Source organism: Pseudomonas sp. B13(2017) (genome assembly GCF_002113245.1).
Taxonomy (GTDB): domain Bacteria; phylum Pseudomonadota; class Gammaproteobacteria; order Pseudomonadales; family Pseudomonadaceae; genus Aquipseudomonas; species Aquipseudomonas putida_Z.
Window position 1 is genome coordinate 93538 of sequence record NZ_NEJX01000008.1, and the last position, 14195, is coordinate 107732.

The following is a 14195-nucleotide window of genomic DNA, read 5'->3' on the forward strand; positions in this document are numbered from 1 at the left end:
ATGCGCATCGTTCGTCAATTGCTGGGCGCCGCCATCGCGGCCGCTGTGATCGCTTCGCCGGCCATGGCCGAAGAACTGACCGGCACCCTGAAGAAGATCAAGGATTCGGGCACCATCACCCTGGGCCACCGCGACTCCTCCATCCCGTTTTCCTACCTGGCCGGCAAGCCCGAGCCCGTGGGCTACTCGCATGACATCCAGATGGCTGTCGTCGACGCCCTGAAGAAGCAGCTGGGCACGGACATCAAGGTCCGCTACAACCTCGTCACCTCCCAGACCCGCATCCCGCTGGTGCAGAACGGCACCGTGGACCTCGAGTGCGGCTCCACCACCAACAACGTCGAGCGCCAGCAGCAGGTCGGCTTCTCGGTCGGCATCTTCGAAGTCGGTACCCGCCTGCTGACCAAGGTCAAGGACGGTCAGCCGGCATACAAGGACTTCCCGGACCTGGCCGGCAAGAACGTGGTGACCACCGCCGGTACCACCTCCGAGCGCATCCTCAAGGCGATGAACGCCGACAAGCAGATGAAGATGAACGTGATTTCCGCCAAGGACCACGGTGAAGCCTTCAATATGCTCGAAAGCGGCCGCGCCGTGGCCTTCATGATGGACGACGCCCTGCTCGCCGGCGAAATGGCCAAGGCTCGCAAGCCGTCGGACTGGGTCATCACCGGTACCCCGCAGTCGTACGAAATCTACGGCTGCATGGTGCGCAAGGATGACGCGGCCTTCAAGAAAGCGGTCGATGACGCCATCGTCGGCTACTTCAAGTCGGGCGAAGTCAACAAGAGCTACGACAAGTGGTTCCAGCAGCCAATCCCGCCAAAGGGCCTGAACCTGCAGTTCCCGATGAGCGACGAGCTTAAGAAACTGATCGCCGAGCCGACCGACAAGGCTGCGGACGAGAAGAAGTCCTGACTCTCAGATAGTGGCCTGGTGCTCAACAGCACCAATCAATACTGCAGGCCACTCATTAGTGTCTAACCTTTCATCCGAGGGCGCCAAGCGCTCTCGGATGCTCGAAGGTGCCCGTGAAACAATCGTCTGAGGGGAAATCCCGATGAATTACAACTGGGACTGGGGCGTGTTCTTCAAGTCCACCGGCGTGGGCAGCGAAACCTATCTGGACTGGTATGTCACCGGCCTGGGCTGGACCATCGCCATCGCCATCTCCGCCTGGATCATCGCCTTGCTGCTGGGCTCGGTCCTCGGTGTCATGCGTACCGTGCCGAACCGTGTGGTAGCAGGTATCGCCACCGCCTACGTGGAGCTGTTCCGCAACGTACCGCTGCTGGTGCAGCTGTTCATCTGGTACTTCCTGGTGCCGGACCTGCTGCCAGAAGGCCTGCAGGAATGGTTCAAGCAGGACCTCAACCCGACCACCTCGGCGCTGATCAGCGTGGTCATCTGCCTGGGCCTGTTCACCGCCGCCCGCGTGTGCGAACAGGTGCGTACCGGCATCCAGGCGCTGCCCCGTGGCCAGGAAGCCGCCGCCCGCGCCATGGGCTTCAGCCTGTCGCAGATCTACACCAACGTGCTGCTGCCGCAAGCCTACCGGATCATCATTCCGCCGCTCACCTCGGAATTCCTGAACGTGTTCAAGAACTCGTCGGTGGCGTCGCTGATCGGCCTGATGGAACTGCTGGCACAAACCAAGCAGACCGCCGAATTCTCGGCCAACCTGTTCGAGGCCTTCACCCTGGCCACGCTGATCTACTTCACCCTGAACATGGGCCTGATGCTGCTGATGCGCATGGTCGAGAAGAAAGTCTCGGTGCCCGGCCTGATTTCCGTAGGGGGCAAATAAATGGACATGGATTTCAGCGAAATCATCCCGGCCCTGCCTGCCCTGTGGGAAGGCATGGTCATGACCCTGCAGCTGATGGTCATGGGCGTGGTCGGCGGCATTGTGCTGGGGACCATCCTGGCCCTGATGCGCCTGTCGTCGAGCAAGCTGCTGTCGAACGTGGCCGGCGCCTACGTCAACTACTTCCGCTCGATCCCGCTGCTGCTGGTAATTACCTGGTTCTACCTGGCGGTACCGTTCGTGCTGCGCTGGATCACCGGCGAGGACACCCCGGTGGGTGCCTTCACCTCCTGCGTGGTGGCATTCATGATGTTCGAGGCCGCGTACTTCTGCGAAATCGTCCGCGCCGGCGTGCAGTCGATCTCCAAGGGCCAGATGGGCGCCGCCCAGGCGCTGGGCATGACCTACGGCCAGACCATGCGCCTGATCATCCTGCCCCAGGCCTTCCGCAAGATGACCCCGCTGCTGCTGCAGCAGAGCATCATCCTGTTCCAGGACACCTCGCTGGTATACACCGTGGGCCTGGTGGACTTCCTCAACTCGGCACGCTCCAACGGCGACATCATCGGGCGCTCCCATGAGTTCCTGATCTTCGCCGGTGTCGTGTACTTCCTCATCAGCTTCTCCGCTTCGTGGCTGGTCAAGCGCCTGCAAAAAAGGATCACCGTATGATTTCCATCAAGAACGTCAACAAGTGGTACGGGGACTTCCAGGTACTGACCGACTGCAGCACCGAGGTCAAGAAGGGTGAAGTGGTGGTGGTATGCGGCCCGTCGGGCTCGGGCAAGTCCACCCTGATCAAGTGCGTCAACGCCCTGGAGCCGTTCCAGAAAGGTGACATCGTGGTCGACGGCACCTCGATCGCCGACCCCAAGACCAACCTGCCCAAGCTGCGTTCGCGCGTCGGCATGGTGTTCCAGCACTTCGAGCTGTTCCCGCACCTGTCCATCACCGAGAACCTGACCATTGCCCAGCGCAAGGTGCTTGGCCGCAGCGAAGCGGAGGCGACCAAGAAGGGCCTGGCCCTGCTCGACCGTGTCGGCCTCGGTGCCCACGCCAAGAAGCACCCCGGCCAGCTGTCCGGCGGCCAGCAGCAGCGCGTGGCGATCGCCCGCGCCCTGTCGATGGACCCGATCGTCATGCTGTTCGACGAACCGACCTCGGCGCTGGACCCGGAAATGGTCAACGAAGTACTGGACGTGATGGTCGAACTGGCCCACGAAGGCATGACCATGATGTGCGTGACCCACGAAATGGGCTTCGCCCGCAAGGTGGCCAACCGCGTGATCTTCATGGACAAGGGCAACATCATCGAGGATTGCCAGAAGGAAGACTTCTTCGGCAACCCGAGCGCCCGCCACGAGCGTACCCAGCACTTCCTCAGCAAGATCCTGCAACACTGATTTTGCTTCAATGAAGCGGTCGGCGCCGCTGCCCTTTCGGGCAGCAGGCGCTGGTCGTGACAAGGCCACTGTGATGAAATGCGATCCTTCGCTTCTTCTCCCTGCCAAGCCTGCCGTGAAATCCCGCCTGCTCCGCCAATTGCTGTTGCCGCCACTGATCATCCTGCTGATGGTCGGCCTGGGAATGGCTGGCTACCTGATCAGCGAGAGCAACGGTATCCGCACCCTCAGCGAAAACGGCGAGCGCCAGCTGGAGCTGCACGCGCGCACGGTCGAGAGCGAAATCAGCAAGTACACCTACCTGCCGAGCCTGCTGGAACTGGAAGACAGCGTCTCGCACCTGCTCACCGACCCTGATGGCGGCTCGCGGCAGATCGTCAACGAATACCTCGAAGGCCTGAACCGGCGCAGCCGCAGCCGGGCCATCTTCGTCCTCGACACCAATGGCCGGGTCCAGGCCACCAGCAACTGGCGCGATGCCGACTCGTTCCTCGGCGAAGACCTTTCATTCCGTGCCTACTTCCAGACCGCCGTGCGCGGCGAACCCGGGCGTTTCTACGGGATCGGCAGCACCACCGGCGAGGCCGGCTATTACCTGGCCCACGGCCTGGAGGAGCACGGCAAGATCATTGGCGTGGCGGTGATCAAAGTGCGCTTGGACACCCTCGAGGAGCGCTGGCAGCGTGCCCGCCTGGAAGCGTTCGTCAGCGACGAGAACGGCATCATCATCCTCTCCAGCGACCCGGCCCGGCGCCTGAAGTCGGTACGCCCGCTGACCCCGCAGATCAAGGAGCGCCTGGCCCGTAGCCTGCAATACTACTGGTGGCCGCTGAACGAGCTGCAGCCCCTGGCCCGTGAAACCCTGGCCGACGGTGTGGAAAAGCTGACCTTCCCGGCCAACAGCGAAACCGCACAGGGCAAGGCCCGCGAAATGGCCTACCTGGCCCAGACCCGGCGCCTGGTCGACACGCCCTGGCATTTCACCCTGCTGACCCCGCTGCAGGACCTGCGCCGCGAATCCATGGTACAGGGCATCCTGGTGGGCGTGGCCTTCGCCTTGTTGGCGATCCTCGGCATCGCCTGGAACGAACGGCGCAAGGTCATCGCCACCCGCCTGGCAGCCCGCGAGGCCCTGCAGGAAGCCAACAGCCAGCTGGAGCGACGGATTACCGAACGCACGGCCGACCTGCGTGCCAGCAACGAACGCCTCAAGGGCCAGATTCGCGAGCGCCGGCATGCCGAGCAGACCTTGCGGCACGCCCAGGATGAGCTGGTACAGGCCGGCAAGCTGGCCGCCATCGGGCAGATGTCCACCAGCATTGCCCACGAACTGAACCAGCCACTGGCCGCGCTGCGCACGCTGTCCGGCAACACCGTGCGCTTCCTCGAGCGCGGGGCACTGGAAACCGCCAGCACCAACTTGCGCACCATGAACGACCTGATCGACCGCATGGGCCGCATCACCGCCAGCCTACGCTCGTTCGCCCGACGCAGTGACGACAGCGGCCAGGCCTCGCTGGCCAAGGCGGTGGACGCTACCCTGCAGGTGCTGGCCAACCGCATCAGCGCCTGTCACCTGCAGCTGCACAATCAGTTCGAGGACCAGCAGCTGGCCATCGACCAGACCCGCCTGGAGCAGATCCTGGTCAACCTGATCGGCAACGCCCTGGATGCCATGGCCGCCCAGCCGCTGCCGCAACTGTGGCTGGAAGGCGAGCTGCAGGGCGACAAGTACCGTTTGCAGGTGCGCGACAATGGCCACGGCATCGACGCCGAGGCGCGCAAGCACCTGTTCGAACCTTTCTTCACCACCAAACCGGGCGAACACGGCCTGGGCCTGGGCCTGACCCTGTCGGCGAGCCTTGCCGCCGCCGCCAAGGGCAGCCTCAACGTCGAGCACCCCGCCAGCGGCGGCACGGCCTTCGTCCTGGCCCTGCCCCTGGTCTCACCCCCTAGCGAATCGGCAGAGCACCCATGAACCAAGCGCCTCTTACCGTCCTGATCGTCGAAGACGACCCGCATGTGCTGCTCGGCTGCCAACAGGCGCTGGCCCTGGAAGACATCGCCTGCGAAGGCGTGGGCAGCGCCGAGCAGGCGCTGGAGCGCATCGGCGACGACTTCGCCGGCATCGTCGTCAGCGATATCCGCCTGCCGGGCATCGATGGCCTGGAGCTGCTCAACCGCCTCAAGGCCCGCGACCGCAGCCTGCCGGTGGTACTGATCACCGGCCACGGCGATATCGACATGGCGGTCGGCGCCATGCGCAATGGCGCCTACGACTTCATGGAAAAACCCTTCTCCCCGGAGCGCCTGGTCGACGTGGTGCGCCGCGCCCTTGAGCAGCGCGGGCTGTCGCGCGAAGTGGTGGCCCTGCGCCGCCAGCTGGCCGAACAAAGCAGCCTGGAGGGGCGCATCATTGGCCGCTCGCCGGCCATGGAGCACCTGCGCGAACTGATCGCCAACGTCGCCGATACCTCGGCCAACGTGCTGATCGAAGGCGAAACCGGTACCGGCAAGGAACTGGTCGCCCGCTGCCTGCACGACTTCAGCCGCCGCCAGGGCCAGCCGTTCGTGGCACTGAACTGTGGCGGCCTGCCGGAAAACCTGTTCGAAAGCGAGATTTTCGGCCACGAAGCCAACGCCTTCACCGGTGCCGGCAAACGCCGCATCGGCAAGATCGAACACGCCAACGGCGGCACGCTGTTCCTCGACGAAGTGGAGAGCATGCCGATCAACCTGCAGATCAAGCTGTTGCGCGTGCTGCAGGAGCGCACCCTGGAGCGGCTGGGCTCGAACCAGAGCATTCCAGTGGACTGCCGGGTGATCGCGGCCACCAAGTCCGACCTGGATGCCATGGGCCAGAGCGGCCAGTTCCGCAGCGACCTGTATTACCGGCTGAACGTGGTGACCCTGGAGCTGCCGCCGCTGCGCGAGCGCCGCGAAGACATCCTGCAGCTGTTCGAACACTTCCTGCAGCAGTCGGCCCTGCGCTTCGACCGCGAAACGCCTGCGCTGGACAGCCAGACCTTGTCGCGCCTGATGGCCCACGACTGGCCGGGCAACGTGCGTGAACTGCGCAACGTCGCCGAACGCTATGCCCTCGGCCTGCCAGCGTTCAAGAAAGGCCCCAGCGGTGGTGCCAGCCAAGGTTTGGGCTTTGCCGAAGCGGTGGAAGCGTTCGAGCGCAACCTGCTCGGCGATGCCCTGCAACGCACCGGTGGCAACCTGAGCCAGGCCAGCCAGGAGCTGGGCATGGCCAAGACCACGCTGTTCGACAAAGTGAAGAAATACGGCCTCGGCTGACCTCAACCCCAACCTGGAAAGACAACGTGGACCTGGTATTCAAAGCTGCCCTGGGCGCTGGCGTGGTGGTGCTGCTGGCGGTGCTGTCGAAGACGCGCAATTACTACATCGCCGGGCTGGTGCCGCTGTTCCCCACCTTCGCCCTGATTGCCCACTACATCGTCGGCAAAGGGCGCAGCATTGCCGACCTGAAGACCACCATCCTGTTCGGCATGTGGTCGATCATTCCGTACTTCGTGTATCTGGCGACCTTGTATGTACTGGTCGACCGCATGCGCCTGGAGGCATCGCTGGCATTGGCCACGGTGGCCTGGCTGATGGCCGCGACCGTGTTGGTGACCTTGTGGGTGCGGATGCACTGAGTTGCATCGGCGTAGACTTCTTCGCGGGCACGCCCGCTCCCACAGGTATTGCACATGATTGAAAGCGGGTGCATTCCCTGTGGGAGCGGGCGTGTCCGCGAAGAGGCCAACGCCGATTCAGAGCCCTGCGATATGCGTGACATCCTGCCGATGTGCCTGCAGGTAAGGCAACACCGCCCCCAGCAACGGCGCCTTGAACGGCTCCTGGAAGCGGTGCGCCAACCCCGGTATCAAGCGCAGCTGGCTGCCCTGGATATGCGCCGCCAGATGCACGCCATGCATCACCGGCAGCAACGGGTCGGCCGTGCCATGCACTACCAGGGTCGGCACCCGCAACTGGTTCAGCAACTCGACCCTGCTCGGCTCGGCCAGTATCGCCATGATCTGGCGCTTGGCCCCCTCCGGGTTGAACGCCCGGTCATAGGCCACCGCCGCCTGCTGCAGCAAGGCCGCACGGTCGTCACGCACCTCGGGGCTACCCAGCGCCGCCAGCAGGTCGGCCTGCTGTTCGATGGCCACTTCGCGGTTCGGCGCGCTGCGCCGGGCCAGCAACTGCACCAGCGCCGGATCCGGCGCTGGCAACCCCGCCGCCCCTGAACTGGACATGACCAGCGTCAGGCTGCGCACGCGCTCGGGCGCCATGGCGGCCAGGTGCTGGGCAATCATGCCGCCCATGCTCACCCCCAGCACATGAAACTGGCGCACGCCCAACGCATCCATCAGGCGCAGGCCATCGTCCGCCATGTCGGTCAGCGTATAGGGCGCAGCCACCGGCAAGCCCAGCTTGTAGCGCAGCAGTTCGACCGCGAGGTTGGCCGACGGTGGCAGCTGGCTCCAGCGTGACAGGCCGACATCGCGGTTGTCATAGCGAATCACCCGAAAGCCCTGGCGGCACAACGCTTCGACCACGTCGTCCGGCCAGTGGATCAGCTGCCCGCCAAGGCCCATCACCAGCAGCAAGGCCGGGTCGCGTGGCGCACCGACGCTCTGATACACCAGGCTGACCGCACCCAGTTCGGCACGCTGCACCGGCACGTGGGCGTCACAACGCTGTTCAGCGAAACTCGCAGGTACGCCGAATACAAAGAAAAGAAAAAGCCAAAAAGCCCGCATGAAAGAAACACCAGAATGCAGATCCCCAGTAGAGCGCGAGTCTGATGAATTCTGTTCGGGCGCGCTGCCACAGTTCAGTGACAGTTTGATGACTCCCGCCAGGCGGTGCGGCGGTACGCCCAGTCGACAGGCGCGGCAACATGAGGGAAACTCAACTCATTCCCTGTTTCCTCAAGTCCATACACCGGAGTCAGCTGTGCTGGAGATCCGTCACCTGAAAACCCTTCATGCCCTGCGCGAGGCCGACAGCCTGGTGGAGGCCGCCGAGCGCCTGCACCTGACCCAGTCGGCGCTGTCGCACCAGTTCAAGGAGCTGGAAGAGCGCCTGGGCCTGCCGCTGTTCGTGCGCAAGACCAAGCCGATCCGCTTCACCAGCGCCGGGTTGCGCCTGCTGCAACTGGCCGATGCCACCCTGCCGCTGCTGCGCGGCGCCGAACGTGACATCGCGCGCCTGGCCGGTGGCACCGCCGGGCGCCTGCACATGGCCATCGAATGCCACAGCTGCTTCCAGTGGCTGATGCCGACCATCGACCAGTTCCGTGACGCCTGGCCGGAGGTGGAGCTGGACCTGGCCTCCGGCTTTGCCTTCGCCCCACTGCCGGCCCTGGCCCGCGGTGACCTTGACCTGGTGGTGACCTCCGACCCGCTGGACCTGGCGGGCATCACCTACGTGCCGCTGTTCACCTACGAGGCGATGCTGGCGGTGGCCAACCAGCATCCGTTGGCCAGCAAGCCCTACATCGTGCCGCAGGACCTGCTTGACCAGACCCTGATCACCTACCCGGTGGAGCGCGACCGCCTGGACATCTTCACCCGCTTCCTGGAGCCGGCCGACATCGAGCCCGCCGCGGTGCGCACCTCGGAGCTGACGGTGATGATGATGCAACTGGTGGCCAGCGGCCGTGGCGTGTGCGGCATGCCGCACTGGGCGCTGCACGAGTACAGTTCGCGCGGGTATGTGAAGGGCAAGCGCCTGGGTGAAAAAGGCCTGTTCGCCACGCTTTATGCCGCCGTGCGCACCGACATGCTCGATGCGCCATACATGCGCGACTTCCTGCTGACGGCGAAGGACACCTCGTTCGCCACCCTCGATGGTGTCAGCGCGGTGCGCTGACGGCCTGGCGGTATAGCGGCAGGATCAGGTCGCGGGTCAGGGGTGCCAGCTGCATGGCGGGTGCCTGGTCAGCGGCCAGCCACACCACCTCCTCGATCTCCGCGGCCGGCAGCACGGCTGCGGCGCTGTCGACACGGAACAGTTCGGCCTGTACCTCGAAGCCCGGCTCGTTGGCGGCCGGGGCGCTGAACTGGCCCAGGTGCACGGCCTGGGCCGGGTCGATGTGCAGGCCCAGCTCCTCATGCAGCTCACGCACCAGCGCCTGCACCGGGGTTTCGCCAGCATCGATCTTGCCACCGGGCTGCATGAAGGCCTGGGTGCCGCGTTTGCGTACCAGCAGGGTGCGGCCTTGGGGGTCGATCAGCAGGGCGGCGGCGATGCGGATGGTGTTGGGCATGGGCTGGGCTCACCTGAAACAATGGCCGGGGAGGATCCCATGGGGTTCCTGGCCTGACAAGGCCAGTGTTTCCTGTGCCGGCCCTTTCGCGGGCGCGCCCGCTCCCACAAGTCCTCCACAGCTCTTGAGAGCAACGCAGTACCTGTGGGAGCGGGCATGCCCGCGAAAGGGCCGGCACAGGATAGAGCCGACCGGCCAGACGAACGGCCCCTTGCCAACCCGCCCCACACCCTCCATAACCAACAACATGAACCTGCCCGCCAAACACCACCCGGTGCTCGAGCTGTTCCACCCCGCCGTGCGCACCTGGTTCCGTCGCCACTTCGCCACGGTGACCGATGCCCAGGCCCAGGCCTGGCCGTTGATCCATGCGGGCCAGTCGATGCTGCTGGCCGCGCCGACCGGTTCGGGCAAGACCCTCAGCGCGTTCCTGGCCGTGCTCGACGAACTGTTCCGCCAAGGCCTGGAGCACCAGGGCGAGCTACCAGCGCAAACCCAGGTGGTCTACGTTTCGCCACTCAAGGCGCTGTCCAACGATATCCGCCTGAACCTGCAAGCCCCGCTCGAAGGCATCAGCCAGGCCATCGCGGACCAGGGCCTGAACGCCCCGCGCATCACCACCGCCGTGCGCAGCGGCGACACCCCGCAGAAGGAGCGTGCCGCCATGCGCAAGCTGGCGCCGCACATCCTGGTGACCACCCCCGAATCGCTCTACGTGCTGATGGGCTCGGCTTCTGGCCGTAAAGGCCTGGCCAGCGTGCACACGGTGATCGTCGACGAAATCCATGCCCTGGCAGGCAATAAGCGGGGCGCCCACCTGGCACTGACCCTGGAGCGCCTGCAGGCCCTGTGCAACCGGCCGTTGCGGCGCATCGGCCTGTCGGCCACGCAACGCCCGGTCGAGCGGGTGGCGCAATTTCTGGTCGGCAACGGCCGCCCCTGCGCAATCGTCGATGTCGGCCATGCTCGGCAGCGCGACCTGGCCATCGAGGTGCCGCCAGTGCCACTGGGTGTAGTGATGGCCACCGATGTCTGGGGCCTGATCTATGACCGCCTGGCCACCCTGGCGCGCGAACACCGCACCACCCTGGTGTTCGTCAACACCCGACGCCTGGCCGAGCGCATCACCCGCCACCTCAGCGACCGCCTGGGCAAGGAGGCGGTTGCCGCGCACCACGGCAGCCTGGCCAAGGAGCTACGCCTGGATGCCGAACAACGTCTGAAGAACGGCCAACTGCAGGTGCTGGTGGCCACTGCATCGCTGGAGCTGGGCATCGATATCGGCGACATCGACCTGGTCTGCCAGATCGCTTCGCCAGGCTCGATCGCGGCCTTGCTGCAGCGGGTCGGCCGTGCCGGACACCAGGTCGATGGCGTGCCCAAGGGGCGCTTGTTCCCGACCTCGCGCGATGACCTGATCGAATGCGTGGCCCTGCTCGACTGCATACGCCGGGGCGAGCTGGATGAACTGCACATTCCCCGGGCGCCGCTGGACGTGCTGGCCCAGCAGATCGTCGCCGAAGCCAGCAACCAGCCCTGGCACGAACAGGCCCTGTTCGACTGCCTGCGCCAGGCCACACCCTACGCCGACCTCGACCAGCAACATTACCAGGCCCTGCTGCGCATGCTCGCCGAGGGCTACAACGGCCGCCAGGGCGTGCGCAGTGCCTACCTGCACCGCGATGCGGTGAGCGGCACCCTGCGTGGCCGCCGCGGCAGCCAGCTGACCGCCCTGACCAGCGGCGGCACCATCCCCGACAACGCCGACTACGCCGTGCTGCTCGAACCCCAGGCGCTGAACATCGGCAGCGTCAACGAAGACTTTGCGGTGGAAAGCATCGCCGGCGATATCTTCCAGCTGGGCAATGCTTCCTATCGCATCCTGCGCGTCGAACCGGGCCGGGTGCGGGTGGAGGATGCCCATGGCCTGCCACCGACCATTCCATTCTGGCTGGGCGAGGCGCCAGGGCGCAGCGACGAGCTGTCTGCCGCGGTGGCCCGGCTGCAGGCGCAGATCGACCAACAGCTGGCTGACAACAACCAGGCCGAGGTGCTGGCATGGTTGCAGGCCACCTTCGAACTGGACGAAGCCGCCGCTGGGCAGCTGCTCGACTACCTGGCCCGCACCCGCGAAGTGCTCGGCGCCCTGCCCTCGCAGGACACGCTGGTGATGGAGCGCTTCTTCGATGAGTCCGGCGGTACTCAGCTGATCATCCATTCGCCCTACGGCAGCCGCATCAACCGCGCCTGGGGCCTGGCCCTGCGCAAGCGCTTCTGCCGCACCTTCAACTTCGAGTTGCAGGCGGCGGCCAGCGAGGACGCCATCGTGCTGTCGCTGTCCTCCAGCCACAGTTTCGAACTGGACGACGTGTGGCGTTACCTGAACAGCCGCAGCGCCGAGCCGATCCTTGTCCAGGCGCTGCTCGATGCGCCGCTGTTTGGCGTGCGCTGGCGCTGGAACGCCAGCGTGACCATGGCCCTGCCGCGCTTTGTCGGCGGTCGCAAGGTGGCACCACAGATCCAGCGGATGAAGAGTGAAGACCTGATTGCCGCCGTATTCCCCGATCAGATCGCCTGCCTGGAGAACATCGTCGGCGAGCGGCAGATTCCCGATCATCCGCTGGTCGAGCAAACCCTCGACGACTGCCTGCACGAGGCGATGGACAGCGAAGGCTGGCTGGCGCTTTTGCGGCGTATGGAAAGCGGCACGGTGCGCCTGCTGTGCCAAGATCTGCCCGCCCCTTCGCCGCTGGCGGCGGCCATCCTCAATGCACGACCCTATGCCTTCCTGGATGACGCGCCACTGGAAGAACGGCGCACTCAGGCGGTGCTCAACCGGCGCTGGAGCGAAGTGCAGAGCGGCGACGACCTGGGCGCGCTGGACGCCGATGCCATTGCCGCCGTCGCAGCCGAGGCCTGGCCACAACCGGGCAATGCCGACGAAATGCATGAAGCGTTGATGGGCCTGGGGGCCATCAGCCAGGACGAAGTACAGGGCAATGCCAGCTGGGAGCTGCTGCTCAGGCAGTTGGCCAAGGCCGGCCGGGCCTTGCGCCTGGTGGATGAAAAGCTGTGGTTGGCGCGTGAGCGGTTGAGCCTGCTGCAAGTGCTGTATCCCGGCTCCCGGGTGGAACCTGCGTTGCAGGCACTGCCAGGCTTCGATCAGGCCATCGAGCCAGACATTGCGCTGGTCGAACTGCTGCGAGCCCGCCTTAGCGGCCATGGCCCGCTGACCCGTGCGCAGATTGCGGCAGCACTTGGCAAACCGCTGCCGGCCATCGAACAGGCCCTGGCCCGCCTGGAGGCCGAAGGCTATGTGCTGCGTGGGCATTTCAGCCCCGGCGCAAGCGAATTGCAGTGGTGCGAGCGCCATTTGCTGGCGCGCATTCACCGCTACACGGTCAAACGCCTGCGTCGGGAGATCGAGCCGGTCAGCCTGCAGGACTTCATGCGCTTTCTGTTCGACTGGCAGCACCTGGCTGACGACACGCGCCTGCGCGGCCCGCAAGCCGTGGCCGAGGTACTTGGCCAGTTGCAAGGGTTCCCGAGTGCAGCCGGAGCCTGGGAGGCCGAACTGCTGCCGGCACGTATCAAGGACTACAGCCCGCACTGGCTCGACGATGCCTGCCGTAGCGGGCAGTTCGCCTGGAGCCGGCTGGCGGCGACCGTGTCGAGCAACACCTTGTCGAGCACACCGCTGGTGCTGTTGCCGCGCGAGCATCTTGGGTTGTGGCGCAGCCTTGCTCCCGTGCCAACCTTGGATAGCCTCGGCGCACGGGCGCAACGCGTCCACGAGGTGCTGAACGCACATGGCGCGCTGTTCTTCGACGAGCTGACACACGATGCCCACCTGCTGCCCAGCGAACTGGAAACGGCCTTGCAAGAGCTGGTAGGCGCAGGCCTGGTAGGGGCCGACAGCTTCACCGGCCTGCGCAGCCTGATCACCCCGGCGGCGAAACGCACATCACGCAACAGCCGACGCGGCCACCCGCCGCTGTCCAGCAGCATGTCCCATGCCGGGCGCTGGGCCTTGCTGCGCAGGGGCGCTGTAGACGACAGCCAGCGCCTGGAGCACATCGCCCGGGCCCTGCTTCGGCGCTATGGCGTGGTGTGCTGGCGCCTGCTGGAGCGCGAAAGCGATGTGCTGCCGCCCTGGCGCGAACTGCTGCGCTGCTATCACAGGCTGGAAGCGCGTGGCGAGATTCGTGGCGGGCGTTTCATTGCCGGGCTGGCCGGCGAACAGTTCGCCCTGCCGGAGGCGGTGGGGCTGCTGCGGCAGGTGCGCAAGCGTGAATTGGACGGGGCACTGGTGGTGGTGAGTGCCAGTGACCCGCTGAACCTGATCGGGTCGCTGCTGCCGGGGGTAAAAGTGCCGGCGGTGAGTGGCAACCGCCTGTTGTATCGCGACGGGGTGCCGGTGGCGGTGCGGGTGGCCGGGCACTATTCGTACCTGGTCGAAGCGCCGACACAAGAGCAGGAAAGCTGGCGGCAGAAGCTGCTGCGCGACACTATCTGAATGCTTTTTTGCGGTACTGGCCCTATCGCCGGCAAGCCAGCTCCCACCTCGACCGCATCGACCTTGAGCCATGCTCTATCCCTGTGGGAGCCGGCTTGCCGGCGATAGGGCCAGTACAGCCAGCACAAGGCTTGGCGAGAATGATTTTCGCTACCCCGATTTTAATTTGCACAGCCGTGC

11 protein-coding genes are annotated in these 14195 nt (G+C 65.4%); 9 read left to right on the forward strand and 2 right to left on the reverse strand.

What is annotated here, in order from left to right; all coding sequences use genetic code 11:
* The 7 genes from CAG44_RS12945 to CAG44_RS12975 all read left to right on the forward strand — a co-directional run bounded on the left by CAG44_RS12945 (position 1) and on the right by CAG44_RS12975 (position 6875).
* Entirely contained in the window at positions 1 to 918 is a 918-nt protein-coding gene (locus tag CAG44_RS12945; RefSeq protein ID WP_013973968.1) for a glutamate/aspartate ABC transporter substrate-binding protein, read from the forward strand.
* A 142-nt stretch (positions 919 to 1060) separates the two neighbouring features.
* Positions 1061 to 1807 (forward strand): amino acid ABC transporter permease, encoded by a 747-nt coding sequence (locus CAG44_RS12950; protein WP_025340399.1) that lies wholly within the window; start codon positions 1061 to 1063, stop codon positions 1805 to 1807.
* Positions 1808 to 2479, forward strand: coding sequence for an amino acid ABC transporter permease (locus tag CAG44_RS12955; protein ID WP_075046155.1), 672 nt, complete (start codon positions 1808 to 1810; stop codon positions 2477 to 2479).
* Entirely contained in the window at positions 2476 to 3210 is a 735-nt protein-coding gene (locus tag CAG44_RS12960; RefSeq protein WP_003258023.1) for an amino acid ABC transporter ATP-binding protein, read from the forward strand. The genes CAG44_RS12955 and CAG44_RS12960 overlap by 4 nt, the downstream gene beginning before the upstream one ends.
* A 73-nt stretch (positions 3211 to 3283) precedes the next feature.
* On the forward strand, positions 3284 to 5188 hold the full coding sequence (locus CAG44_RS12965; protein ID WP_025340401.1) for an ATP-binding protein: 1905 nt from the start codon (positions 3284 to 3286) through the stop codon (positions 5186 to 5188).
* Positions 5185 to 6513, forward strand: coding sequence for a sigma-54 dependent transcriptional regulator (locus CAG44_RS12970; protein WP_046614764.1), 1329 nt, complete (start codon positions 5185 to 5187; stop codon positions 6511 to 6513). Before CAG44_RS12965 ends, CAG44_RS12970 begins: the two co-directional genes overlap by 4 nt.
* A gap of 26 nt (positions 6514 to 6539) precedes the next feature.
* Positions 6540 to 6875: a GlpM family protein gene (locus CAG44_RS12975; protein WP_013973973.1), complete on the forward strand. Its 336-nt coding sequence runs from the start codon at positions 6540 to 6542 to the stop codon at positions 6873 to 6875.
* A 117-nt stretch (positions 6876 to 6992) separates the two neighbouring features.
* Here CAG44_RS12975 and CAG44_RS12980 read toward each other — a convergent pair whose 3' ends face one another.
* Positions 6993 to 7988, reverse strand: a complete 996-nt coding sequence (locus tag CAG44_RS12980) for an alpha/beta fold hydrolase (protein ID WP_085590245.1) — start codon at positions 7986 to 7988, stop codon at positions 6993 to 6995.
* 196 nt (positions 7989 to 8184) lie between these two features.
* On the opposite strand from CAG44_RS12980, the gene metR reads away from it, so the two are divergent.
* Positions 8185 to 9102: a transcriptional regulator MetR gene (gene metR / locus CAG44_RS12985; protein WP_003258025.1), complete on the forward strand. Its 918-nt coding sequence runs from the start codon at positions 8185 to 8187 to the stop codon at positions 9100 to 9102.
* Here metR and CAG44_RS12990 read toward each other — a convergent pair.
* Positions 9086 to 9499, reverse strand: a complete 414-nt coding sequence (locus tag CAG44_RS12990) for an NUDIX domain-containing protein (protein WP_003258026.1) — start codon at positions 9497 to 9499, stop codon at positions 9086 to 9088. The genes metR and CAG44_RS12990 overlap by 17 nt on opposite strands.
* A 247-nt stretch (positions 9500 to 9746) precedes the next feature.
* Between CAG44_RS12990 and CAG44_RS13000 the strand changes: the two genes are divergently transcribed.
* Entirely contained in the window at positions 9747 to 14015 is a 4269-nt protein-coding gene (locus CAG44_RS13000) for a DEAD/DEAH box helicase (RefSeq protein WP_085692275.1), read from the forward strand.
* Positions 14016 to 14195: the final 180 nt, after the last annotated feature.

Bases quoted from the DNA above. Each gene is read 5' to 3' on its own strand.
- CAG44_RS12970 (WP_046614764.1), top strand. From the start codon at position 5,185: ATGAACCAAGCGCCTCTTACCGTCCTGATCGTCGAAGACGACCCGCAT.
- CAG44_RS13000 (WP_085692275.1), top strand. From the start codon at position 9,747: ATGAACCTGCCCGCCAAACACCACCCGGTGCTCGAGCTGTTCCACCCC.
- CAG44_RS12950 (WP_025340399.1), top strand. From the start codon at position 1,061: ATGAATTACAACTGGGACTGGGGCGTGTTCTTCAAGTCCACCGGCGTG.
- CAG44_RS12955 (WP_075046155.1), top strand. From the start codon at position 1,808: ATGGACATGGATTTCAGCGAAATCATCCCGGCCCTGCCTGCCCTGTGG.
- CAG44_RS12945 (WP_013973968.1), top strand. From the start codon at position 1: ATGCGCATCGTTCGTCAATTGCTGGGCGCCGCCATCGCGGCCGCTGTG.
- CAG44_RS12990 (WP_003258026.1), bottom strand. From the start codon at position 9,499: ATGCCCAACACCATCCGCATCGCCGCCGCCCTGCTGATCGACCCCCAA.
- CAG44_RS12980 (WP_085590245.1), bottom strand. From the start codon at position 7,988: ATGCGGGCTTTTTGGCTTTTTCTTTTCTTTGTATTCGGCGTACCTGCG.
- CAG44_RS12965 (WP_025340401.1), top strand. From the start codon at position 3,284: ATGAAATGCGATCCTTCGCTTCTTCTCCCTGCCAAGCCTGCCGTGAAA.
- CAG44_RS12960 (WP_003258023.1), top strand. From the start codon at position 2,476: ATGATTTCCATCAAGAACGTCAACAAGTGGTACGGGGACTTCCAGGTA.